The sequence below is a fragment of the Shewanella sp. SACH genome, from assembly GCF_001887095.2.
GTDB classification, from domain to species: Bacteria; Pseudomonadota; Gammaproteobacteria; order Enterobacterales; family Shewanellaceae; genus Shewanella; species Shewanella baltica.
This window is the reverse complement of sequence record NZ_MPDG02000008.1, coordinates 121,995-145,598: the sequence shown is the minus strand read 5'-3', so window position 1 is coordinate 145,598 and position 23,604 is coordinate 121,995. Positions and strand designations below refer to the sequence as shown.

General features: G+C 45.9%; 20 protein-coding genes. 15 read left to right on the top strand and 5 right to left on the bottom strand.

Annotated elements, in window-relative coordinates; all coding sequences use genetic code 11:
• Positions 1 to 353 precede the first annotated feature (353 nt).
• Positions 354 to 1,628, top strand: a complete 1,275-nt coding sequence (locus tag BM607_RS20380) for a CinA family nicotinamide mononucleotide deamidase-related protein (protein ID WP_071940658.1) — start codon at positions 354 to 356, stop codon at positions 1,626 to 1,628.
• A gap of 141 nt (positions 1,629 to 1,769) precedes the next feature.
• Here the strand turns inward: BM607_RS20380 and BM607_RS20375 are convergent, their stop codons facing one another.
• Together BM607_RS20375 and ppc are read right to left on the bottom strand one after the other, a co-directional pair.
• Complete coding sequence (locus BM607_RS20375) at positions 1,770 to 2,315, bottom strand: DUF1439 domain-containing protein (protein ID WP_071940657.1); 546 nt, start codon at positions 2,313 to 2,315, stop codon at positions 1,770 to 1,772.
• Positions 2,315 to 4,984 (bottom strand): phosphoenolpyruvate carboxylase, encoded by a 2,670-nt coding sequence (ppc, locus tag BM607_RS20370; protein ID WP_006084518.1) that lies wholly within the window; start codon positions 4,982 to 4,984, stop codon positions 2,315 to 2,317. Before ppc ends, BM607_RS20375 begins: the two co-directional genes overlap by 1 nt.
• Before the next feature lie 624 nt (positions 4,985 to 5,608).
• Here ppc and argC point away from each other — a divergent pair.
• From argC to argH, 5 genes are all read left to right on the top strand, one after another.
• Positions 5,609 to 6,589: an N-acetyl-gamma-glutamyl-phosphate reductase gene (argC, locus tag BM607_RS20365; protein ID WP_071940656.1), complete on the top strand. Its 981-nt coding sequence runs from the start codon at positions 5,609 to 5,611 to the stop codon at positions 6,587 to 6,589.
• A gap of 31 nt (positions 6,590 to 6,620) precedes the next feature.
• Positions 6,621 to 7,403 (top strand): acetylglutamate kinase, encoded by a 783-nt coding sequence (gene argB, locus BM607_RS20360; RefSeq protein WP_011848138.1) that lies wholly within the window; start codon positions 6,621 to 6,623, stop codon positions 7,401 to 7,403.
• Between the two features lie 12 nt (positions 7,404 to 7,415).
• Entirely contained in the window at positions 7,416 to 8,321 is a 906-nt protein-coding gene (locus tag BM607_RS20355) for an ornithine carbamoyltransferase (RefSeq protein ID WP_006083551.1), read from the top strand.
• A gap of 60 nt (positions 8,322 to 8,381) precedes the next feature.
• Entirely contained in the window at positions 8,382 to 9,620 is a 1,239-nt protein-coding gene (locus BM607_RS20350) for an argininosuccinate synthase (RefSeq protein WP_006083550.1), read from the top strand.
• A gap of 109 nt (positions 9,621 to 9,729) precedes the next feature.
• Entirely contained in the window at positions 9,730 to 11,097 is a 1,368-nt protein-coding gene (gene argH, locus BM607_RS20345) for an argininosuccinate lyase (RefSeq protein WP_006083549.1), read from the top strand.
• A gap of 100 nt (positions 11,098 to 11,197) precedes the next feature.
• Here argH and BM607_RS20340 read toward each other — a convergent pair whose 3' ends face one another.
• Entirely contained in the window at positions 11,198 to 13,732 is a 2,535-nt protein-coding gene (locus BM607_RS20340; protein ID WP_071940655.1) for a PBP1A family penicillin-binding protein, read from the bottom strand.
• Positions 13,733 to 13,920: 188 nt separating this feature from the next.
• On the opposite strand from BM607_RS20340, the gene BM607_RS20335 reads away from it, so the two are divergent.
• The 9 genes from BM607_RS20335 (at position 13,921) to BM607_RS20295 (ending at position 22,956) form a co-directional block, all read left to right on the top strand.
• On the top strand, positions 13,921 to 15,000 hold the full coding sequence (locus tag BM607_RS20335) for a pilus assembly protein PilM (protein ID WP_071940661.1): 1,080 nt from the start codon (positions 13,921 to 13,923) through the stop codon (positions 14,998 to 15,000).
• Complete coding sequence (locus BM607_RS20330; RefSeq protein ID WP_006083546.1) at positions 14,988 to 15,572, top strand: PilN domain-containing protein; 585 nt, start codon at positions 14,988 to 14,990, stop codon at positions 15,570 to 15,572. The genes BM607_RS20335 and BM607_RS20330 overlap by 13 nt, the downstream gene beginning before the upstream one ends.
• Entirely contained in the window at positions 15,569 to 16,192 is a 624-nt protein-coding gene (locus tag BM607_RS20325) for a type 4a pilus biogenesis protein PilO (protein WP_063884614.1), read from the top strand. Before BM607_RS20330 ends, BM607_RS20325 begins: the two co-directional genes overlap by 4 nt.
• Entirely contained in the window at positions 16,192 to 16,707 is a 516-nt protein-coding gene (locus BM607_RS20320; protein ID WP_071940654.1) for a pilus assembly protein PilP, read from the top strand. The genes BM607_RS20325 and BM607_RS20320 overlap by 1 nt, the downstream gene beginning before the upstream one ends.
• Before the next feature lie 21 nt (positions 16,708 to 16,728).
• Positions 16,729 to 18,780, top strand: a complete 2,052-nt coding sequence (locus tag BM607_RS20315; RefSeq protein ID WP_071940653.1) for a type IV pilus secretin PilQ family protein — start codon at positions 16,729 to 16,731, stop codon at positions 18,778 to 18,780.
• Positions 18,781 to 18,996: 216 nt separating this feature from the next.
• The gene (gene aroK / locus BM607_RS20310) at positions 18,997 to 19,512 is read left to right on the top strand and encodes a shikimate kinase AroK (RefSeq protein ID WP_006083542.1); all 516 of its coding nucleotides are present in this window, start codon (positions 18,997 to 18,999) and stop codon (positions 19,510 to 19,512) included.
• A gap of 9 nt (positions 19,513 to 19,521) precedes the next feature.
• Complete coding sequence (gene aroB, locus BM607_RS20305) at positions 19,522 to 20,598, top strand: 3-dehydroquinate synthase (RefSeq protein WP_006084509.1); 1,077 nt, start codon at positions 19,522 to 19,524, stop codon at positions 20,596 to 20,598.
• Positions 20,599 to 20,616: 18 nt separating this feature from the next.
• Positions 20,617 to 22,068: an AAA family ATPase gene (locus BM607_RS20300; protein WP_012197749.1), complete on the top strand. Its 1,452-nt coding sequence runs from the start codon at positions 20,617 to 20,619 to the stop codon at positions 22,066 to 22,068.
• 48 nt (positions 22,069 to 22,116) lie between these two features.
• The gene (locus tag BM607_RS20295) at positions 22,117 to 22,956 is read left to right on the top strand and encodes a Dam family site-specific DNA-(adenine-N6)-methyltransferase (RefSeq protein WP_012588791.1); all 840 of its coding nucleotides are present in this window, start codon (positions 22,117 to 22,119) and stop codon (positions 22,954 to 22,956) included.
• Positions 22,957 to 22,974: 18 nt separating this feature from the next.
• Here BM607_RS20295 and BM607_RS20290 read toward each other — a convergent pair whose 3' ends face one another.
• Positions 22,975 to 23,160 carry a DUF2970 domain-containing protein gene (locus tag BM607_RS20290; protein WP_006083538.1) on the bottom strand — a complete coding sequence of 62 codons (186 nt, stop codon included), beginning with the start codon at positions 23,158 to 23,160 and terminating at the stop codon, positions 22,975 to 22,977.
• Positions 23,160 to 23,525, bottom strand: a complete 366-nt coding sequence (locus BM607_RS20285) for a hypothetical protein (RefSeq protein ID WP_071940652.1) — start codon at positions 23,523 to 23,525, stop codon at positions 23,160 to 23,162. The genes BM607_RS20290 and BM607_RS20285 overlap by 1 nt, the downstream gene beginning before the upstream one ends.
• Between the last annotated feature and the right edge of the window lie 79 nt (positions 23,526 to 23,604).

Sequence of the window (23,604 nt, the reverse complement as noted above, 5' to 3'; positions counted from 1 at the left end):
AGTGTGGGGTCTCCCCATGTGAGAGTAGGTCATCGCCAAGCGCCTAATTATCTCATTGAGATGTAACGAAGCCAGCTGAATAAGCTGGCTTTTTTGCGTCTAGAATTTGTTAATTTCAGCCTAGTTTGTCCTCAATTTATTAGTTTCTCTTCAATTTTCTCTCTACAATTACCTTCTTTCACGCTCCACGACATTAATAATCCGTGCCGCTTGGCTTTTATTTCAGCAGTTATTCTGACAATGCTTCGATTTCGCTACAGCGATCTGAGTTCTAGATCGCGCCTAACTATTGCTATTAGTTAAGCGGTTACTTACCTTATGCTTTAATTTGTTGGGGTAGATAAGGATCTGAGATGAAGTTAGAGATGATTTGTACTGGGGAAGAGGTGTTGGCGGGGCAGATTGTTGATACCAATGCCGCTTGGTTTGCCAGTACTATGATGGAGCATGGTGTCGAGATCCAGCGTCGAGTGACTGTCGGCGATCGCCTCGAGGATTTGATTGCAGTTTTCCAAGAACGTAGCTTACATGCCGATGTTATTCTCGTTAATGGTGGCCTCGGGCCGACGAGTGATGATATGTCAGCTTTAGCGATGGCGAAGGCTAAGGGCGAACCATTGGTTGAGAATGTGGAATGGCGTGAGCGTTTAGAGGAGTGGTTTACTCGTAATAACCGTGAAATGCCTTTAAGTAATCTCAAGCAAGCTATGCTGCCAGCCTCGGCTGTGATGGTTGATAACCCTGTGGGAACCGCCTGTGGCTTTAGAGTTAAGCTTAACCGCGCGTGGTTATTCTTTACACCGGGCGTGCCTTTCGAGCTTAAGCACATGGTTACAGAGCAGTTTGTGCCTTTTATTCGCGATGAGTTTAATCTTGATTCCAAGGTCGCATTAAAGAAATTATTAACGATAGGCCAAGGTGAGTCGGCGTTGGCGGATAAGTTAGAGCCATTAGAGCTGCCAGAAGGCATTACTATTGGTTACCGTTCTTCTATGCCGCATATTGAGATTAAGATTTTTGCCCGTGGCGAGAAGGCGATTGCGGTATTACCTCGGGTCGCTGGGCATATCAAAATGGTGCTGGGCACTGCGGTTGTCGCGGAAGATAAAGCCACACTTGCCGAAGAAATTCATTATAAGTTACTCAACTCCGGCTTGACCTTAAGTGTTGCAGAATCCTGCACTGGCGGCATGATCACCAGTCAGTTAGTTGATTTCCCTGGTAGTTCATCATACTTGCAGCACGGATTAGTGACTTACAGTAATGAATCTAAAGTGCGCGTGTTAGGTGTAAATCCTTCAACCTTAGATGATCATGGCGCTGTCTCCATTGCGACTGTAGAAGAAATGGCAAAGGGGGCAAGGCAAATATTGGACAGTGACTATGCGCTGGCAACCAGTGGTATTGCGGGACCCGATGGTGGCACAGACGAGAAGCCTGTGGGCACTGTGGCGATTGCCTTAGCAACTCGCGGCGGTGTTTATAGCCAGATGATTAAACTGCCACGACGTTCGCGGGATCTGGTGCGTAGTTTAAGTGCTGCGGTGGCTTACGATATGTTAAGACGTGAGCTTTTAGCTGAAGCCGTGATTGTTGATTATCAGTCTATTGGTCGATTCAGTAAGTAACTTTTTATACAAGCTTAATGATTATATAAGCTTAAAGATTATACAAGCTTTAATATTTATCGGTTTACGTCAGTTTAAACCTATTAACAAAAATGCTCCCGAGGGAGCATTTTTTATGGCGGATGATCCACAAAAAATCAGTTATTTAGTGAACTTAAGCACTAATTTGCCAGGGACAACTTGAATGCTTTCGGTCATTTTTGCCATTAGTGCTTGGTTACTGTCCTTAGTATCAAGCACATACACAGGCTGGTTTTCTAAGAATTGTCTTAGATAACCCATCACCTGCGGTGTGGCACTGCTGATCGCTTTTTCAATATCTTTTGGTGTTGACTCCACTTTAACTAATTCGAGCTGGCGCAGATAGACACTGTGCGTTGCGCTGTCATACCAAGGCTTGGCCTCAAAAGTCGTCGTGAGTTTGGCACTCAATGGAAAGATCGGATTCTTAATTGATACTTGAGTTGCAGCACTTACGCTCATAGTGTCAGGTTTTGCACCTAGCCTGACACTGATGTCGTTAATGCGCACTTCTGCGCCAACTAATTGATTGCCTTGTTTAATCTCAAAATGGATCTCTTTACTGAGGTACTGCTCCATTTCGTGCTCGCTGATACTGTACTGCGAGACGCAGCCGCCAAGTAGTACAGTCAGTCCCAAGCAAATCGTGCGGGAAAGTTTTTTCATTAACCAGTGTTTCTCATTCCCGCTGCCACACCTGCAATAGTCAGCATTAGCGCTAGCTGCACATGTTCAGACGCGGGAGTTTCGGTTGTTTCCTTACGTGTCCGCGCTAATAGCTCGGTTTGTAAGAAGTTTAATGGATCGATATACGGATTTCGCAGTTTTACTGACTCGCGATTCCACGGCGTATGCGCCATTAAGCTATCTGATTTTGTCAGTTCAAGCACGACTTTAATGCCCAGATCTAAGCGTTGGCGCAAGGTTTCGCCTAAGTGATGCAAGTCTTTCGGTACTAAACAGGTTTCGTAGTAGCGGGCTAAATTAGGTTCCGCCTTGGCGTAGACCATTTCTAGCATTGAAATGCGAGTGCTGAAGAAGGGCCATTCCCGTTCCATCTCTTGTAATAAGCCCATTTCACCGCGTTCACAGGCGGCTTGTAGCGCTTCACCTGCGCCAAGCCATGCAGGTAACATCAAACGGTTTTGCGACCAAGCAAAAATCCATGGAATAGCTCGTAGGCTTTCAATCCCGCCATCGACACGACGTTTAGCTGGGCGGCTGCCGAGTGGCAGTTTTCCTAATTCCACTTCTGGCGTTGCCGCGCGGAAATAAGCCACAAAATCAGGTTCATCACGCACTATGCCACGGTATGCACCCACGGATTCTTCTGCAATACGTTGCATGCAATCGCGCCATTCTTGTTTAGGCTCTGGCGGTGGTAACAGGGTTGCTTCCAATACGGCAGAGGTATACAAGGCTAAGCTTTGAACCGCGAGTTTTGGCAAGCCAAACTTGAAGCGGATCATTTCGCCTTGCTCAGTGACACGAATACGGCCATCTACCGACCCCGGAGGTTGGGATAGAATCGCTTTGTGTGCAGGACCGCCGCCGCGACCAATGCTGCCGCCGCGGCCATGGAATAGTGTGAGCTTGACGCCCGCTTGTTTACAGACGGCCACTAACTGCTCTTGAGCGTGATACTGAGCCCAAGCCGCCGCCATTACGCCGGCATCTTTAGCAGAGTCAGAGTAGCCAATCATCACTTCTTGCATGCCCTTGGTATAACCACGATACCAGTCGATATCGAGTAAATCGGTAATACAGGCAGCGGCGTTGTTTAAGTCGCTTAGGGTTTCAAACAGCGGCACCACGCGCATTGGGTGCGAACAGCCCGTTTCTTTGAGTAACAGTAAAACCGTTAAGACATCCGATGGCTTACCCGCCATCGAGATCACATAGGATCCGAGTGCCTTAGCCGGATGTTTTGCGATCAAACGACAGGTATTAAGCACTTCGGCCACATCGGCTGACGGCTGCCAGTTACTTGGGATCAGCGGACGACGGTTGCTGAGTTCGCGTAATAGGAAGGCTTGTTTCTCGGTTTCATCCCAATGGTTGAAATCACCCATGCCGAGATAGCGAGTTAATTCGGCGAGCACATCGCTGTGACGGCTGGCGTCTTGGCGAATATCGAGTCTGAGCATGTGAATGCCAAAACAGGCGAGACGACGGAGAATATCAAGCAATAAACCGTTAGCGATTAAGCGCATACCGCAGTCGGTCAAACTCTTATAAAGCATTTCTAACGGCGCTTTGAGATCGCTTTCTTGCCAAATCAGGCTCGACTTATCGACTTCAGGATTGTGGCCTTCGATGCGTGCATTTAAATAATCTATGGTGTCACGCAGTCTTTGACGAATAGATCGCAACACGTGGCGGTATGGCTCGCAGCTATTGTTGGTGTAAGCCTTTAACTCATCATTGGCTTCTTCCATCGACAGCTCGCCAACCAATAGGACTATGTCTTTTAAGAATAATCTGGCGGCGGCATGGCGGTTGCGATCGAGCACCTCTTGGGTGACTTTCGCGGTAACAAAGGGGTTGCCGTCGCGATCGCCGCCCATCCAGCTTGAAAAACGCACTGGCGCGATATCAATCGGTAATTGTTGACCCGTGCGTTGTTGCACTTGGTCGTTAAGCTGTCTTAAGAAGTCTGGCACCGCATGCCAGAGTGACTCTTCGATGGTCGATAATCCCCAGCGGGCTTCATCAACAGGCGTTGGGCGTTCACGGCGGATCTCATTGGTGTGCCAGATTTGCGCGATTAATTGGCGTAGGCGCAGACTGATTTGCTGACGTTCTCTATCCGATAATTGGTCGTTTTCTTGCTCAGTTAAGCAGTCGACAATGGCGGCGTACTTTTGGATCAAGGTGCGACGTGAAATTTCTGTGGGATGCGCTGTCAGCACTAGATCGATATCCAGTGTCTTAAGGCAGTCGAGCATTTTCGTTTGGTCTACACGGCCATTTAACATGCGGCCTAGGAGTTGTTCCACGGGATCAGGCACGCAGACGAGTTCGTCGCAGTTGCGGCTAATGGTATGAAATTGTTCAGATAAATTAGCTAAGTTGAGGAACTGGTTAAATGCCTTTGCAAACGGAACTAATTCTTCGTCTGGCAGGGCGGTGAGTAACTCGAGCATTTGCTCTCTAGCGGCTTGATCGCCCCGGCGTGAATCTTTAGCAAGTTTACGGATCTGTTCAACCTTCTCGAGAAAAGAGTCCCCGAGGTGGGTGCGCATAGTGTCACCGAGGATTTGTCCTAACATACTCACGTTCGATCTTAATGACGCATACATATCGGTCATATTGTCTGCCTTGGTTACAACCATAGTTACTCCGAATAGAAAAACATGAAAATTCCGCATTGCATTTAGCCCGTTAGCACAATACCTATCACTTGGGGCAATGGTCAACAGAAGAACTTATAACTTATACGACTGGCTTATCTAATATGCAACTAATCGCAATGATCGTTGAGGAATATTCAATATAAATGCGAAGCTACGCAATATTTTGTGATGATTAGCGTAAGTGAATATGAAGTGCATCATTTTAGGCTTTGCAGGCATGTATCTTAGCTGTTAATAAAAAGGACTGATTTTGGCGGAAATTAACCCTAGATAACTGAGTTATTAACGAGTTAGCTGAACGGATGATAGGCGGGCGAGATCTGCATTTCAGTAAGAAATATAAAAATAAATTAAAAATATATATTCACATATATTGCATAAGTAGATCTTTGTGGTAGTCTAGCCTGCAGTTGAGATGAGTCACCCCCTGTGACCTGTAGAGTAAATATCATGATTCAGAGCATTAACCTGACAGTGAATAAAATAACAACCAATTACGATTTCCTGCGACGATAATCTTGTCATCATAGATACGCGCAGTTGCGTGTACGCTATTCATCTATTCTTTAAGTTTCTTTGATTCGGTTAATAAGACAACAACACATGAAAAATATCGCCATTATTGGTGCCAGTGGTTACACAGGCGCACAACTGACCGCTTTAATCCATGCAGAAGCAGATCTGACGATTCAGGGTTTGTATGTTTCTGAAAACAGTTTAGATAAAGGTAAGCCTTTAGCGGATTTGTACCCTAGCTATAGCCATATCAGACTAACGCTGTCGCCATTGTCCGATGACGCTAAGGCAAAAATCGTTGCCGAAGCTGATGCCGTGGTGCTCGCGACTGAGCATTCAGTGAGCTTACATTTAGCCGCTTGGTTTTATAGCCAAGGGTTAGCGGTATTCGATTTAAGCGGTGCTTATCGTTTTAGCGATGTGGCGCAATATCCTAAGTGGTATGGCTTTGAGCATGAATATCCTGAAGTTTTAGCCAAAGCTGTGTACGGACTTGCCGAATGGAATGCTAAAGAAATCGCGGCGACTAAGATGATCGCCGTGCCAGGTTGTTATCCAACCGCATCACTTACAGCGTTAAAACCGCTGGCGAGTTTACTGACATCGGCTTATCCGGTGATCAATGCCGTAAGCGGCGTAACGGGTGCGGGCCGTAAGGCGCAGTTACACACCAGTTTTTGTGAAGTAAGCCTGACACCTTATGGCGTATTAGGCCACAGACATCAACCCGAGATCGCCACTCAGCTTGGTCAAGAAGTGATATTTACCCCGCATCTTGGCAACTTTAAGCGTGGCATTTTAGCAACTATTACCGTGCAGCTAAAACCAGGCACTACGACTGCCGATGTGGCAGCGGCCTATAGCGTATATGACCAGGCGCCATTGGTCACTGTGAAGCACAATCAGTTCCCTAAAGTGGACGATGTGGTGCTGACACCTAACTGCCACTTAGGTTGGAAGTTTGATGAGAATAGCGGTTACTTAGTGGTCGCCAGTGCAATCGATAATTTGATGAAAGGTGCTGCCAGCCAAGCGCTGCAATGCATAAAGATTCATTTTAACCTTTAATTGTTCATCCTTATTTAAGAGAGTCGTCAAGATGTCTACAAACAACTCAGTATTAGTTCTTAAAGTTGGTGGCGCGCTGCTGCAGTGTGAAATGGGGATGGCGCGGTTAATGGATACGGCTGCGGCTATGTTAGCCAATGGTCAGCAAGTGTTGATGGTGCATGGCGGTGGCTGTTTGGTGGATGAACAGTTAGCGGCAAACGGTATGGAAACCGTCAAGTTAGAAGGTTTACGTGTGACTCCTCCTGAGCAAATGCCGATTATTGCCGGCGCACTTGCGGGCACTTCGAACAAGATCCTCCAAGGCGCAGCCACTAAAGCTGGGATTGTGAGTGTGGGTATGAGCCTCGCCGATGGCAATACTGTATCGGCAAAGATTAAAGATGAACGTTTAGGCCTAGTAGGTGAAGTGACACCAAAAGATGGCGCTTATCTTAAGTTTATCCTCGCCCAAGGTTGGATGCCGATTTGTAGCTCTATCGCCATGATGGACGATGGCCAAATGCTTAACGTCAATGCTGATCAAGCTGCGACGGCCTTAGCCAAATTAGTGGGCGGCAAATTAGTGCTGCTGTCGGATGTGTCTGGTGTGCTCGATGGTAAAGGCCAACTCATCCATAGTTTAAATGGCAAGCAGATAGCAGACCTTGTTAAACAAGGTGTGATCGAAAAGGGAATGAAGGTCAAAGTTGAAGCTGCGCTCGAAGTTGCACAGTGGATGGGGCAGGCGGTTCAAGTTGCCTCGTGGCGTGATGCAAGCCAATTAATCGCATTAGCAAAAGGTGAAGCCGTAGGAACACAAATCCAACCATAAGTGGAGTAGGTTATGAAGCATTTACTATCGATAAAAGAGTTAACCCAGCAGCAGTTACTCGATCTGATTGCCTTGGCAAAAACGATCAAAGCCAATCCGGCTGAGTATCGCCACGCGCTGGATGGTAAGAGTGTGGTGATGTTATTTGAAAAGCCCTCGCTCAGAACACGCGTTAGCTTTGATATTGGTATTAATAAGCTCGGTGGCCACTGTTTATACCTAGACCAACAAAATGGTGCGCTAGGTCAACGGGAATCGGTTGCTGACTTTGCTGCTAACCTGTCTTGTTGGGCCGATGCGATTGTAGCGAGAACCTATTCGCACACCACCATTGAGCAATTAGCCGAGTGTGGCACAGTGCCCGTGATTAATGCCTTGTCGGATCTTTATCATCCTTGCCAAGCATTAGCCGACTTTTTAACACTGGCCGAGCAGTTTGAGGATGTCAGCAAAGCCAAATTAGCTTATGTTGGTGATGGTAATAATGTCACTAACTCGCTGATGTACTGTGCGGCTATTCTCGGTGCTACCATGACAGTGATCTGCCCAGCGGGTCACTTTCCTGATGGCTACGTAGTGGCAGAAGTGCAAGAGCTTGCTAAGCGATATGGCGGTAAGCTGGTACTGACTTCAGATATCGATGCGATTGAAGGTCACGATGCGATTTATACCGATACTTGGATTTCAATGGGCGATCCAACGCCGCTGGCGGATATCAAAGCGAAGTTTGCACCATACCAAGTAAACAAAGCCTTGATGGCGAAAGCGGGCGCTAACTTCTTTATGCATTGTTTGCCCGCCCACCGTGGTGTAGAAGTAACTGATGAAGTGATGGACGGTGCAGGCTCCTTAATTCTGCAACAAGCCGAAAATCGGATGCATGCCCAAAATGCGGTACTGGTAACCTTATTTAGTTAAATTAACCCTGTTTAGCAGCCTGTTTTCTCCTAGGTGAGAAATGAGTCATAGGAATTTAAGATGTCTATCGAGATAAAAAATACTGGTGTGAAAAAAGTGGTTTTAGCCTATTCAGGTGGTCTAGATACCTCGGCCATTATTCCTTGGTTAAAAGAAAACTACGATAACTGCGAAATCATCGCATTCTGCGCCGACGTTGGCCAAGGCGAAGAAGAGCTGGTTGGCTTGACTGAAAAAGCCTTAGCTTCGGGTGCGTCTGAGTGTCATATCGTCGATCTGAAAGAAGAATTCGTTAAAGAGTATATCTACCCAACGATTGCGAGCGGTGCGATTTACGAAGGCACTTATTTACTTGGTACTTCAATGGCGCGTCCTATCATTGCCAAAGCGCAGGTTGAAGTGGCTCGTAAAGTGGGCGCCGATGCTCTGTGCCACGGTTGTACCGGTAAAGGGAACGATCAAGTACGTTTCGAAGGTTGCTTCGCTGCATTAGCGCCTGATTTAAAAGTGATTGCACCATGGCGTGAATGGACCATGCAGAGCCGTGAAGATCTGCTGGCCTATTTAGCCGAACGTGACATTAAGACGTCAGCGTCAGCGACTAAAATCTATAGCCGTGATGCCAACGCTTTCCATATTTCCCATGAAGGTGGTGAGTTAGAAGATCCATGGAACGAGCCAAGCAAAGGTGTGTGGACTCTGACCGCCGATCCTGAAGATGCACCGAACAAGCCTGAATATGTGTCGCTAGAAGTAGAACATGGCCGTATCACTAAAGTGAATGGTGAAGCCCTAACGCCTTATGCTGCGCTGATGACATTAAACGCGATTGCTGCGCCACACGGTGTGGGTCGTATCGACATCACAGAAAACCGTTTAGTGGGCATGAAGTCTCGTGGCTGTTACGAAACTCCCGGCGGCACTGTGATGTTCGCAGCACTGCGTGCGATTGAAGAGCTTGTACTCGACAAAACTAGCCGTAACTGGCGTGAGCAAGTTGCCGCACAAATGGCGCATTTAGTGTATGACGGCCGTTGGTTCACGCCACTGTGTAAGTCACTGCTGGCAGCATCTGAGTCACTGGCAGAATCAGTTAACGGTGAAGTAGTGGTTAAACTCTACAAAGGCCAAGCAACGGCAGTGAAGAAACGTTCACCTAACAGCTTGTACTCCGAAGCGTTTGCCACCTTTGGTGAAGATCAGGTGTACGATCAAAAACATGCAGAAGGCTTTATCCGCCTGTACTCATTAGCGAGCCGCATCCGCGCACTCAACGCTAATGATGTTAAGTCTAAGTAATAGGTCGTTTAAAAGGGCGCCTAGCGCCCTTTTTTGTTTCTAGGTTTTGATCAAATTTTTTGATTTAGATGAGTCGATTTCAAATCAGCAGTGAGTAAGGGGAGTTAGCATGGCTTTATGGGGTGGAAGGTTTCAGGGCGAAACGAGCGCGCTATTCAAATTATTCAACGATTCGCTACCCGTGGATTATCGCCTGTTCGAACAGGATGTGGTCGGCTCTATCGCTTGGGCTGATGCGATTGCTAGCGTGGGTATTATCACAGCCACTGAATGCAGCGACTTGAAAAAAGCACTCAATGATTTGCTAGTGGAAGTGAATGGCGATCCAGCGATTATTCTCGCGTCGGGCGCTGAAGATATTCACAGTTTCGTCGAGTCGGCCTTGATTGCCAAAGTGGGCGATCTCGGTAAGAAATTGCACACCGGCCGTAGCCGTAACGATCAAGTTGCCACCGATTTAAAGCTTTGGTGTCAATCCGAAGGGGCTGCATTACTCGTGCGCCTTCAAAGCTTACATGCTGAATTGCTGGCGTTGGCTGAACGTGAGTTTGATGCGGTAATGCCTGGTTACACTCACTTGCAGCGCGCCCAGCCTGTGACATTTGGTCACTGGTGTTTAGCTTATGTGGAAATGTATGAGCGTGATATCAGCCGTTTAGCCGATGCATTAACCCGCGCTAACACCTGTCCATTAGGTTCGGGTGCCCTTGCTGGCACAGCCTATAAAATGGATCGACATGCACTGGCTGCCGCGCTGAATTTTGCCGCACCGACGCTCAATAGTTTAGACAGTGTGTCAGATAGAGATCACGTAGTAGAGCTTTGTTCAACGGCATCGATCAGCATGATGCATTTAAGTCGTATGGCCGAAGATTTGATTTTCTTTAACTCGGGCGAAGCGAACTTTATCTCTCTGAGTGATGAAGTGACCTCGGGTTCATCCCTGATGCCGCAGAAGAAAAACCCTGATGCATTAGAGCTTATCCGTGGTAAAACGGGCCGGGTTTATGGCAGTTTAGTGGGTATTCTCACCACCATGAAAGCGCTGCCTTTGGCGTATAACAAAGATATGCAGGAAGATAAAGAAGGCCTGTTTGACGTAGTTGATAGCTGGGCAATTTGCCTCGATATGGCGGCGTTAGTGTTATCGGGTCTGAAAGTTAATCGTCCTAATGCGCTGTTAGCTGCGCAGCAAGGTTATGCCAACTCTACTGAGTTAGCTGATTATCTAGTTTCTAAGGGTATGCCTTTCCGTGAGGCGCACCACGTTGTGGGTGAAGTGGTTGTTGCCGCTATAGCGAAGCAAATTCCGCTGGAGGAATTCTCCTTGGCCGAATTAAAAACCTTTGCCGCCATCATTGAGGATGACGTTTATCCCAACCTCACCATTGAAGCCTGTTTAGCGAAACGCGATGTGCTTGGTGGGACTGCTCTGCCGCAAATTCAGCAGGCGATCGCGGCTAAGAAAGCCCGCTAAGGCAAGTTATTCAAATCAACAAGCCAATAAAAAACGCGACTTTAAGTCGCGTTTTTTATTGGGTCATTATCCGTATAGGCAATGACTTTCTATGTGTTGTTTATTGGAATAGGTCGTCAGTTGGCGCATCGATGAAGATGTTATTCTCATCCTGAGTTTCGCTGATGTATTCCTTCGGCTCAGTGCCCGAAATGAAGTATTCGAACGCGCTGGTATAGTCGGTTTTACGCGTGAGTTTACCCGTTGCTAAATCGATCCGTACCGATACAATGCCTTCTGGTGGAATCGATGTAGTTTCAGGTGTGCCTTGTAAGACACTGTTCATAAACTCGTTCCAACCCGGACCTGCCGTTTTCGCGCCAGCTTCGGCGCCGGTGATCTGATCTTTCTCTGCGCTGGCATTCCATGCAGTTCTGCCCAGTTGTCGACCGTGATCGTCGAAACCGACCCAGAACGTACTGGTGAGCACAGGGCTAAATCCACTGAACCACGTATCGCGAGATTCGTTGGTTGTACCTGTTTTACCCGCAATATCATGGCGTTTAATTAATCTTGCAGCACGCCAAGCCGTACCTTGCCAACCAGTACCGTGACTCCAATCACCGCCACCCCAGATCACGCTCTTTAACGCCTCGGTGATGAGGAATGCCGTTTGCTCTGAAATGATCTGTGGCGCAAAGCGACCCGTTTGCTCGAAACACTGGGCAATAGGTGCACTCGATTCAGCACTAGAGTCTCCATTAACACTGAACGCCATAGGATCGCTCGGTGTAATTGGTTGGCTAAGACTTTGGCTAGGCTTACAGGCCAATGTTGGATTCGCTTTTTCAATCACATTACCGTAGGCATCTTCGACGCGATCGATGTAGAAAGGTTCGAGTAAGAAACCGCCGTTAGCAAACACGTTAAATGCCGTGACCACTTGTAATGGCGTTACTGAAGACGAACCTAATGCAATCGACTCGTTACGCGGTAAGTCATTAGGGTCGAAACCAAATTTAATCAATTCTGCAATGGTGGCATCGAGTCCAACATGGCGCATTGCACGCACAGACATCACGTTGATTGATTGCGCTAAGCCCACACGTAAGCGGGTTGGGCCGCCATAGATATCAGGCGAGTTTTTAGGGCGCCATGCGGTGCCTTGGCTGATATCGGGTTTATTGATCGGTGCATTGTTGATGAGGGTCGCTAAGGTAAAGCCTTTCTCTAATGCGCCAGCATAGATGAAAGGTTTGATATTCGAACCTAATTGGCGTTTTGCTTGAGTGACACGGTTGTATTGGCTTTGGCTAAAGCTATATCCGCCGACTAAAGAACGAATCGCACCATTTTGTGGGTCGAGTGACACAGTCGCGCTGGCAACTTCTGGTACTTGCGATAACTGCAAATATTGGCCGTTATCACGGATCCAAATACGCTCACCAACCTTGAGCATGTCAGAAGCTGACTTAGGTACACTGCCTTGACGCTTATCGGTAATAAATTTACGCGCCCACTTCAAACCATCCCAAGTAATGATTTTTGTCTCGCCCTTGGCGGTCATGACACTGGCTTGTTGATCTGCCACGCTGATGACGGCTGCGGGTTGCAGTTCTTGAATTGAAGCCACCTTAGCAAGTTCAGCCTTGATTTGAGCTTGATCTGGTTTTTCATCTGTCCACAGAACGGCGGCAGGACCACGGTAGCCATGACGCTCATCATAGGCATAAACGTTATTACGTAATGCTTGCTGAGCTTTCAGTTGTATATCCGATGAAATGGTCGTGTAGACGTTGTAGCCATTGGTATAGGCTTCTTCTTCACCGTACTTCTGCACCATATAATCCCGTGCCATTTCTGAAATATACGGGGCATAGAGATCAATTTCGGCGCCGTGGTATTTAGCGACCAGCGGTTCTTGTAGTGCGGCTTGGTATTCAGCTTGGCTGATGTAACCTACTTCATTCATCCGCATGAGGACGACATTACGGCGAGCGACGGCACGAGAAAGTGAGGTCACAGGGTTGAGTGTCGAAGGCGCTTTGGGTAAGCCTGCGATCATACTCATTTCTGAGAGTGTAAGGTCTTTAACATCTTTACCGAAATAAACTTGTGCAGCGGCACCAACACCATAGGCGCGTTGGCCTAAGTAAATGCGGTTCACATAGAGTTCTAAAATCTCGTCTTTGGTGAGTAATTCTTCAATGTGATAGGAGATAAAAATCTCCTTCACTTTACGAATAATGGTTTTATCGCGGGTTAAGAAGAAGTTACGCGCAACCTGCATGGTAATGGTACTGGCACCTTGCTTTTTCTCACCTGTGGTCAACATCACTAATGCGGCGCGAAGTACGCCAACGGGATCTATACCGCCATGCTCGTAAAAACGCGCATCTTCAGTTGCGATAAACGCCTGAAGTAGGGGTTTTGGTACTTCGTCTAACTTCAATGGAATGCGACGTTTCTCACCAAATTGTGAAATAAGTTTGCCGTCACTGCTGTAGATGCGTAAAGGTGTTTGAAGTTGCACATTTTTTAGTGTTGAAACATCCGGCAAATCCGGCAAAACATAAAAGTATGCTGCCACAATGGCGCCTACTCCCAAAAGGGCTAGACTGAATAGTGCTATAACAATACGTTTTAACCACTTCACCAAAATTTATCCTAATGTTCCGTTAAGTGCGACAGTATATAAGGCGTACACCTCTTGGTGAAGTAAAAACGTGAGAAGCTTAAAATAGCGTTTGTAAAATGATGAAACATTCGATACAAGTAAGTATAACAAGTTGATTTTGTGCTAATCTCTTTTACTGAAATATAAATAAAAAAGTGACAATGGATATGCTTTCAAATTTATGGAAGCGTCAGGCTCCGCAGATGGTGGGAATTGACATAGGTTCCCATGAAGTTAAGGCCATTTTGTTGAGCAAGACTGCTGATGGATACAAGATATTGAGTCATGCGGCGGTACCCATTAAAAAGGGGGCCGTTAACGATCATGATATTCGTGATGCTGATGCCGTTGTCGAATGCCTTAGGCAAATAAAACGCAATTTACCTAAATCGGTTAAATATGCGGCGGTTTGTGTTTCAGGCTCTGCTGTGATGACCAAAGTGATCTACATGGATGCTTCGCTGATCGAGGAAGAAATGGAGGCGCAGATAGAAATTGAAGCCGACAACCTTATTCCGTATTCACTCGATGAAGTCAGCATAGATTTTGAAACCCTCAGCGTAAATAGTACAGATCCAACCAAGGTAGATGTGTTGTTGAGCGCATGCCGTACTGACAACATTGATGTCAGAGTCGATGCGCTCGATAGCGTAGAGCTTGAGGCCAAAGTTGTTGATGTCGAGGGTTATGCTTTAGGCCGCGCCGCCGAATTGATTCTGGCACAACTACCCGAAGGGGCGAAACATAAGGCCGTTGCTATGGTTGATATCGGCGCGAATATGACCACTTTCTCTGTAGTTGAAGCGGGTGAGACGACTTTTATTCGCGAGCAAGCCTTCGGTGGTGAGCAATTTACTCAGTCAATTTTATCTTTCTATGGCATGTCCTACGATCAAGCTGAGAAAGCAAAAGTTGAAGGCGACCTACCACGAAATTATATGTTTGAAGTCTTGTCACCTTTCCAAACTCAGCTATTACAACAAATAAAACGTACGCTACAAATCTATTGTACTTCAAGCGGTAAAGATAAAGTCGACTATCTCGTATTATGTGGTGGGACATCTAAATTAGAAGGTATGGCAAACTTACTGACTAATGAATTAGGGGTTCACACTATTATCGCCGATCCATTTCAAGGATGTTTGCACGCCGATGAGTCGGTTAAAAGTATGCTGCAACCTACAATCAGCAAATATATGGTTGCTTGTGGCTTAGCATTGAGGAGTTACGGTCAATGGCGAACATAAACCTACTCCCTTGGCGAGAAGAGGCGAGAGAAAAACAAAAGCGCGATTATATTGGTATTTTAGCTGCGGTATTTTTAGCGTCGGCGATTTTAGTCTATGTGGCAGTATCTCTATTGGACGTTATGACTGATGAGCAAAAAGCGCGTAATAGTTATTTGCAATCTGAGATTGGCCTGCTCGAAACACAAATTTCTGAGATTAAGAAAATTACCGAGCGCAAGAAAGACATCGAGCGCCGCACTGAAATTATTCTCAATTTACAACAATCCCGTAATTTGCCTACTCATGTGTTGGATGAGCTAGTGCGAATAGTGCCCCCTGGAATATACCTTTCTAGCTTAGAGAAAAAGGGCAGTTTGTTACTGATAGAAGGGCGTAGCGAATCAAATAATAACGTTGCTAATATGATGCGTAAGGTAAAAACCTCTGAATGGCTAACCGATCCGAATATGCAATCGATCGTGACCCAAAATGAAGAATTACGGCAATTACAGCGATTCAGTTTAAGAGTCACGATTAAAGGCGCGAATGTGGGTGAGCCTGAGAAAATGACAAAAGGAGCGAGTAAATGAAACTCGATCTAAGTCAGTTTAATGATATCGACTTTGAAAATATTGGTGGTTGGCCTAACCAAGTTAAAAGTTTTTTCGCGGTCCTATTAGCACTTTGTGTTTTTGCTGCGGGTTATTTCTTAGTCGTTTCAGATTCGGTTGATACTTATACCGCAGAGCAAGATAAGGAAGTACAACTCAGAGATGACTTTAAGAATAAGTATCAACTTGCCGCAAATTTAAAACTCTATCGTGAGCAGTTAGCAACGATGGAAGTGCAATTTGCCGAGTTACTGAAGATGCTGCCCTCTGAGAATGAAATGCCTGGTTTGCTAGACGATTTAACCTTCGTAGCGACCGATGCAGGACTTCGAATAAAGAGCTTAGATTGGGAGCCTGAAATTCAGCGGGATTTCTATATTGAGTTTCCCATCAAAATGTCCGTGACGGGCGATTATCATCAGCTAGGTAATATGGTGAGTGGCGTAGCAAAACTGCCACGTATTGTCAGCCTTCATGATTTTACCATTAAGCGCGATGATGCTGGCAACTTAGCAATGGACATTTTAGCCAAGACCTATCGCTTTAAAGAGGGGGCTGAATTACCGCCAGAAAAGCCTGCTAAGAAGGGGAAGAAATAATGAAATTCTTACCTCTATTAGCTTTGAGCCTTTTTTTAATGGGTTGTGTTGGCGATCGCAGTGATTTAGAGCTATTTGTTACTACAACCAAAGCTCAACACGTTGCTCATATTCCACCTTTAAAAGAACCGCCGAGATTTGAGCACTTTGCCTATCAAGCTGAGTTAATGCGTAGTCCCTTTGTTCCTCCTTCACGTGAATTAACGGAAGAGGTTGTTGATACCAGCAAAGATTGTTTACAACCGGATTTAAAGCGTCGAAAAGGGCGGTTAGAAACATATCCTTTAGATAATTTAAAAATGCGCGGCACCTTAAGTGAAGCTGATACGACTTGGGCGTTAGTCGAGACAAATGACGGTAGTGTGTATCGGATGGGAGCTGGTGAGTATTTAGGTCTGTTTAATGGACGCATTTCTAAAGTTACTTCACAAAATGTTGAAGTAGTAGAATTAATTCCAGATGGTTCTGGTTGTTGGTCTGAAAGGACAAGCAATTTAGAACTTTCTGGAGAATAACGAGCGAAGGATGAGGAAATAATGAAATCTTCTGCCGCGATAAAAGTCCCGTTAATTTCTTCAGGCTTAATCAAGTCTGTTATAGGGATCGCACTGGTATTTGGAATTTTGCCATCGAGTTTTGCGGCAAATCGATTAATGGATGTTAAATACCATGCTTTGATTGACCATCAATTGGAGCTAGAGCTGGTCTTTGAAGATGCGGTCACTCCGCCTGCAATAGACTCAAATGCCTCGCCCGCAGAGCTAGTGCTGACCTTCGATAATAGTATCTCAGGTTTATCTAAGGATCGTTTACCTATTAACCAGGTCGGGGTGACAGACATCACCACTGAGCAACAAGATACTCACCTTAAAGTCATCTTAGGTATGTCCAAAGTGAAACCTTACCAAGGTTCTGTCATGGGCAATTCATATCGACTCACAATTAACGATGAGGTGGCGGGCACTCAAGCCCAAGCTGAAAACCCTTTCGTTAATAGTATTAAAAATATCGATTTCCGTCGTAATGATAATGGTGGCGGTGAATTATTAGTCTATCTAAATAATCGCTCGGTTGCGGCTAATGTCGAGCAAGTGGGCGCTAAGCTCGAAGTGAAGTTATATAACACAGATATTAATAACGATCTTCTGTATGTTATGGATGTGAAAGACTTCTCCACACCGGTAAAAAGTTTCGAGACCTTTAAAGAAGACTTAACAACGCGCATATTAGTTGATATCGCTGGCGAGTATGAATTCACTTACAAACAAGAAGATAACCTCTTTAGACTCTCAATGAATAAAGTCGAGAGGGCCGCCGCCAAGAAAGATGTTAAAAAGTACAATGGTCGAACTTTATCGCTTAACTTCCAAAATATCCCAGTGCGTACTGTGTTGCAGATCATCGCCGACTATAACAACTTTAACTTAGTCACCAGCGATACTGTGGAAGGCAATATCACCTTAAGATTGGACGATGTGCCTTGGGATCAAGCTTTAGAGTTAATTTTGCAAACCAAAGGATTAGATAAGCGTATCGAAGGCAACATCTTAATGGTGGCGCCGAGCGAAGAACTGGCAATTCGTGAAAGCCAGAACCTCAAAAACAAACAAGAGGTTAAAGAGTTAGCACCGCTCTATTCTGAGTACTTGCAAATTAATTATGCTAAAGCAGTCGATATTGCTGAGTTATTGAAAAGCGCGGATTCAAGCTTACTTTCACCACGCGGTTCAGTCGCGGTCGATGAACGTACTAACACAGTGTTAGTGAAAGATACGGCTGAAACGATTGAGAACATTCACCGTTTAGTCGAAGTGCTTGATATCCCCATCCGCCAAGTGTTGATCGAGTCACGCATGGTGACAGTGAAAGATGATGTCTCCGAAGACTTAGGTATTCGTTGGGGCGTCACAGATCAGCAGGGTAGCAAGGGAACCTCTGGCACATTAGAAGGTGCACAGAGTATTGCCAATGGGATTATTCCCACTCCCGATCAGCGTTTGAACGTTAACTTACCCGCGGCAGCCACCAATCCAGCGAGTATTGCCTTTCATGTCGCTAAATTGGCGGACGGTACCATTCTTGATTTGGAATTAAGTGCGTTAGAGCAAGAAAACAAAGGTGAGATCATCGCTAGCCCTCGTATCACCACCTCTAACCAAAAGGCGGCTTATATTGAGCAAGGTGTCGAGATCCCTTATGTGCAGTCGACTTCGAGTGGTGCAACGTCAGTCACGTTTAAGAAGGCGGTGTTGTCTCTACGGGTTACACCCCAAATTACGCCTGATAACCGAGTCATTTTAGATTTAGAAATCACTCAAGATTCTCAGGGTAAAACCGTTGATACTCCAACGGGTCCCGCAGTTGCCATCGATACTCAACGTATCGGCACCCAAGTGCTCGTTAATAACGGTGAAACTATAGTGCTTGGCGGTATTTATCAGCAAAATCTGATCAGCCGTGTGAGTAAAGTACCAATTCTAGGTGACATTCCTCTGGTCGGTTTCCTGTTTAGGAACACAACAGACAAAAATGAGCGTCAAGAGCTACTTATTTTCGTTACCCCAAAAATAGTCGGTGAGAAGATCTAAGCACTTGCTATGTATCGACTAAAGCCAGCAGTGATTGCTGGCTTTATTATTACAGTTATACAATTCTTTGCATAAATAGCGCACATGGCTTGCCATAGTAGACCCTAAGCTGAGATAATCCTCGGTCAAGTCTCATAAGAGCAAGGTAACATATAGGTCGGCTTGATTTTGAGTCGATATAGGCATACTTTTCAATAAGATTCAGACGTACAAGAAATGGCTGAAAAACGTAATATTTTTCTGGTAGGCCCTATGGGCGCAGGTAAAAGCACAATTGGTCGCCATCTGGCGCAAATGCTGCATTTAGAATTCCACGATTCAGATCAAGAGATTGAGCAACGCACAGGCGCTGATATTGCTTGGGTGTTTGACGTCGAAGGTGAAGAAGGCTTCCGTCGTCGTGAAGCTCAGGTTATTGCTGATTTGTCTGAAAAACAAGGTATTGTCCTTGCCACCGGTGGTGGTTCAGTACAAAGCAAAGATATCCGTAATCATCTGTCTGCTCGTGGCATTGTGGTTTATCTGGAAACCACTATCGACAAACAGGTCGCTCGTACTCAAAGAGACAAGCGACGCCCATTATTGCAAGTGGATGATCCTCGAGAAGTGTTGGAGAATCTTGCAGAGATCCGTAATCCATTGTACGAAGAAATTGCCGATGTGATTGTCAAAACCGATGATCAAAGCGCAAAGATTGTCGCCAATCAGATCATTGAGCAATTAGGTTTTTAGGCAGAATTTATGAAGCAAATTCAGGTTGATTTAGGTGTACGTAGTTATCCCATTTACATTGGCCAGAATTTGATGAGTGATGGCGAGACCTTGTCTCGCTACCTGCTTAAAAAACGTATTCTTATCGTCACCAATGAAACTGTCGCGCCTTTGTATCTTAAACAGATACAAGAGACGATGGCTTCGTTTGGTGAGGTAGAGAGTGTTATCCTCCCCGATGGCGAACAATTCAAAGACTTAGCGCATCTAGATACAATTTTTACTGCATTGCTGCAGCAAAACTATGGTCGAGATTCTGTGCTGGTGGCTTTGGGTGGCGGCGTAATTGGTGATATGACGGGCTTTGCCGCGGCATGTTATCAACGTGGGATCGATTTTATTCAAATTCCGACAACCCTATTGTCGCAGGTGGATTCTTCCGTCGGCGGTAAAACGGCTGTTAACCATCCTCTTGGTAAAAACATGATTGGGGCCTTTTATCAGCCACAAATCGTGCTTATCGATACTTTATGTTTACATACGCTTCCAGCGCGCGAGTTTGCGGCGGGAATGGCGGAAGTCATCAAGTATGGCATCATGTGGGATGCTGATTTTTTTCAATGGCTTGAAGATAATGTAACGGCACTAAAAACCTTAGATGCCCAAGCATTGGTTTATGCTATCTCCCGTTGCTGTGAGATTAAGGCCGATGTGGTTAGCCAAGACGAAACTGAGCAGGGTGTACGTGCTTTATTGAATCTAGGTCATACCTTTGGTCATGCGATTGAAGCCGAAATGGGCTACGGTAATTGGTTGCATGGTGAAGCCGTGTCAGCTGGCACAGTCCTTGCTGCTCAAACAGCTAAGGCACTGGGGCTTATCGATGAGTCAATAGTTTGTCGTATCATACAGTTACTACAAGCTTTTGATCTTCCAGTGAGTGCGCCGGAATCTATGGATTTCGACAGTTTCATTCAACATATGCGACGCGATAAAAAAGTTTTAGGCGGTCAGATTCGACTGGTGCTCCCAACGGCAATAGGCCGCGCGGATGTGTTTAGTCAAGTCACAGAATCTACCCTTGAACAGGTTATTCGCTGCGCATAAAAACTGTGTGGTGGGCGAGTGACGTTTCAAGGTTCTGTCTTGCTTCCTTCTCAGGAAGCCCTCATACAAAGAATGCATCATGTTGCCAGTTATAGCGATCAGCTACTGGTGCTTTCTGGTGTCAGCGGTTCAGGCAAAACCACCTTAGTGACCGGATTAGCGACCGATTTTGACGAGTCAAATGCGGCATTTGTGATTTGTCCTATGCATGCCGATAACGCTGAGATCCGCCGTAAAATTCTGGTCCAGTTAATTTCATCCCCTATTTTTGACGACGATATTCCCCTTGCCGATACCCTGTTGCGGCTTGCGAGCACGCAAACTAAACCCTTACATATCATTATCGATGATGCGCATTTATTGCCTAAGGCATTATGGGCTGAGTGCATTATTCTCAATCAAATTCAGTGTGCGGGTAAGAATATCGCTGTCACACTCACGGTTCCACCGGCATTTTTAGCAGACCTATTGCCACAATTACCGGAGCAACTACGGCGGCAAATATTGCCTATCAGTATTGAGCCGTTAACCATGCCTGAGCGTGAGGCCTTGTATCAAACGCTACTGAGATACAGCGAACAAAATCCTTTTACGCCAAGGGAAATTGTGCGCAGTCAGCTTGAGAAGCAAACCGGTACGCCGCAGGAAGTGGTTAATTTATTAGATAAAGCCTTGCATAGCGCGCCTGAGAAGACATCTTCCTTGGTGAAATATAAAGCTGTGATGGTGACTGCAGTGAGTATGTTACTCGCCTTAGGTATTTGGTTTGGCGTTACTCAGCCTTTTTCTGAGGAGCAAGCCTTAGAGGCTGCGACTTATCCTGCGATAGATTCACCCGCCTTTTTGTCCTACGGGCAAAAAGTCTTAACGCCGTATTTTACGCTGCGCGCTGAGCAACTGAAGCTCGCCGCGGAGACTGCGAAAGTTATTGAAATAGAGACGGCAGAAGAAGCCAAAACTGAACAAGCCGTCGATCCCTTAAGTGAATTCCACGGTGAAGCGCCACATCCCATGCCTGACGATGCTGCCTTAGTGAGTGTGGGTGAAGTGAGTAGCAAGTCTTTTGGTGAGGATAAGCCGCCTGAGGATACTGAACCACAAGCTAAAGCGGCTCAGACTCAACCCGCAACCATTGATGCTGCAAAGGCCGATAAGCCGGTAGCTAAAGCGGGCTTGGATACGCAAAAGCCGCTCAAAGGTTACACAATACAGATTGCCAGTGTTGCTCAGTTGGATACCCTGCGTGCAACATTAAAGAGTATTGAGCATCTTGAGGGCGTTCGCGTTGCACAACATAAGCAGCGTTGGGTTGTCCTCGTTGGCAACTACGGTAGTAGCAAGTCAGCTTCGAATGCGGCGGCACAATTGGTTAAAGAGTATCGTTTCGAGCAGCCTTGGGTAAGAAAGTGGGCGGATTTAAAAGATTATCAACTAGAAGAAAGTCTGCCAAATCGTGAAATTTCAGAATAAACAGAGTACAATCATGGCCTTTATTTTTGTCGGCATTCATCAAGTTAAATGATAAAAAAACACAGAGCCTTCCTTAAGTGGGCTGGCGGTAAATTTAAATTGGTGGATGATTTGGCCAGTTATTTACCCACAGGAGACCGTTTGGTCGAGCCATTCGTGGGTGCAGGATCCGTTTTCTTAAATACGGATTATCCTAGCTACCTGCTCTGTGACATTAATCAGGACTTGATTGAGTTATACCAGATTGTGAAGCATCAACCAGAAGCTTACATTGCCGCGGCTAAGGCAATGTTTGTTGATGAGATGAATCAAAAAGACGCTTACTATCAGGTGCGGACCGACTTTAATAAATGTCGCGACCCTTTCCAACGTTCCGTGTATTTCCTCTATCTAAACCGTCATGGTTTTAATGGCTTATGCCGTTATAACCGTAAAGGCGGCTTCAATGTGCCCTTTGGTTCCTATAAAAAGCCGTATTTCCCCGAAAAGGAAATTTGGGCCTTTTCTGAAAAAGCGCAACGTGCCGAGTTTAAATGCATAGGCTACGAAAAAGCCTTTGAGCAGACACGTAGCGGCGATGTGGTTTACTGCGATCCTCCTTATGCGCCATTATCTACCACATCCAGTTTCACTACGTATGTCGGTGCGGGCTTTAGTCTAGACGACCAAGCGCTGCTGGCCCGTCATTCGCGCCATACAGCACTAGAACGTGGTATTCCAGTGTTGATCAGTAATCACGATATTCCATTGACTCGCGAGTTATACCGCGGCGCTCACTTAGCGAAAATCCAAGTGCAACGTAACATTAGCCAAAATGGCAGTGGTCGTAACAAAGTGGATGAGTTGATGGCGTTATATGATGAAAATTACGATCCAAAGGATGACTAGGTTTGACATAGCCTACGTTCAGCTAAGCACTTGTCCTACGAGAAACATCAGGCTTGCCACTAAGATGACTGCCAACACGATTCCCATTGCGATATAAGGTAATGGCGAGCTAGTTTGGAAATCTTTTTTTCGATTGTCGTCAGTTTGTACCCCGAAAAAGGCGGCGACTGTGCTGTGGAATACTTGCCAGATACGGCTAAGCATTAATAGGCGAGATGCGACGTAGTGGGTTTGAGATCATCCATAGGTTTATCTTGATGACCGTGTAATAGCTCAAGCAGATCGACAAAGTGGAACTGACTAGAACGGTTTTTACCTGTGAGCCACGTTTTCCAGCTTAGGGTTTGCGCTTGATCGGCGCAGCGATTATTAGGATGACTACTAGGTAAAGCACTATTGTAACGGGTGTCACTGCTACAAGCGCAAGAAGCTGTTTCGGTATTTTCCGTCAGTTTTTCAACGCCAAAGGCTAACGTGGCCACGACAACTGCAGTGAATGCCAACATCATAGATGACTTAAATGTCACCGACCTAACATAGTGTGAAAACAAACTAAACCGCCCCTTCATAACGCTTCCTTTGAAATGAACCAGCATTGCGCCTCGAGTATAACAAACTCGCCTAGTTTATGAACAAAAATTTATCAAT

Excerpts from the sequence above, each read along its gene's own strand:
- ppc (WP_006084518.1), bottom strand. The coding sequence starts at position 4,984 with ATGGTTGTAACCAAGGCAGACAATATGACCGATATGTATGCGTCATTA.
- BM607_RS20320 (WP_071940654.1), top strand. The coding sequence starts at position 16,192 with ATGAAATTCTTACCTCTATTAGCTTTGAGCCTTTTTTTAATGGGTTGT.
- BM607_RS20285 (WP_071940652.1), bottom strand. The coding sequence starts at position 23,525 with ATGAAGGGGCGGTTTAGTTTGTTTTCACACTATGTTAGGTCGGTGACA.
- BM607_RS20295 (WP_012588791.1), top strand. The coding sequence starts at position 22,117 with ATGATAAAAAAACACAGAGCCTTCCTTAAGTGGGCTGGCGGTAAATTT.
- BM607_RS20335 (WP_071940661.1), top strand. The coding sequence starts at position 13,921 with ATGCTTTCAAATTTATGGAAGCGTCAGGCTCCGCAGATGGTGGGAATT.
- BM607_RS20330 (WP_006083546.1), top strand. The coding sequence starts at position 14,988 with ATGGCGAACATAAACCTACTCCCTTGGCGAGAAGAGGCGAGAGAAAAA.
- BM607_RS20325 (WP_063884614.1), top strand. The coding sequence starts at position 15,569 with ATGAAACTCGATCTAAGTCAGTTTAATGATATCGACTTTGAAAATATT.
- BM607_RS20380 (WP_071940658.1), top strand. The coding sequence starts at position 354 with ATGAAGTTAGAGATGATTTGTACTGGGGAAGAGGTGTTGGCGGGGCAG.
- BM607_RS20315 (WP_071940653.1), top strand. The coding sequence starts at position 16,729 with ATGAAATCTTCTGCCGCGATAAAAGTCCCGTTAATTTCTTCAGGCTTA.
- aroK (WP_006083542.1), top strand. The coding sequence starts at position 18,997 with ATGGCTGAAAAACGTAATATTTTTCTGGTAGGCCCTATGGGCGCAGGT.
- argH (WP_006083549.1), top strand. The coding sequence starts at position 9,730 with ATGGCTTTATGGGGTGGAAGGTTTCAGGGCGAAACGAGCGCGCTATTC.
- BM607_RS20355 (WP_006083551.1), top strand. The coding sequence starts at position 7,416 with ATGAAGCATTTACTATCGATAAAAGAGTTAACCCAGCAGCAGTTACTC.
- BM607_RS20290 (WP_006083538.1), bottom strand. The coding sequence starts at position 23,160 with ATGCTTAGCCGTATCTGGCAAGTATTCCACAGCACAGTCGCCGCCTTT.
- argB (WP_011848138.1), top strand. The coding sequence starts at position 6,621 with ATGTCTACAAACAACTCAGTATTAGTTCTTAAAGTTGGTGGCGCGCTG.
- argC (WP_071940656.1), top strand. The coding sequence starts at position 5,609 with ATGAAAAATATCGCCATTATTGGTGCCAGTGGTTACACAGGCGCACAA.
- BM607_RS20375 (WP_071940657.1), bottom strand. The coding sequence starts at position 2,315 with ATGAAAAAACTTTCCCGCACGATTTGCTTGGGACTGACTGTACTACTT.
- aroB (WP_006084509.1), top strand. The coding sequence starts at position 19,522 with ATGAAGCAAATTCAGGTTGATTTAGGTGTACGTAGTTATCCCATTTAC.
- BM607_RS20350 (WP_006083550.1), top strand. The coding sequence starts at position 8,382 with ATGTCTATCGAGATAAAAAATACTGGTGTGAAAAAAGTGGTTTTAGCC.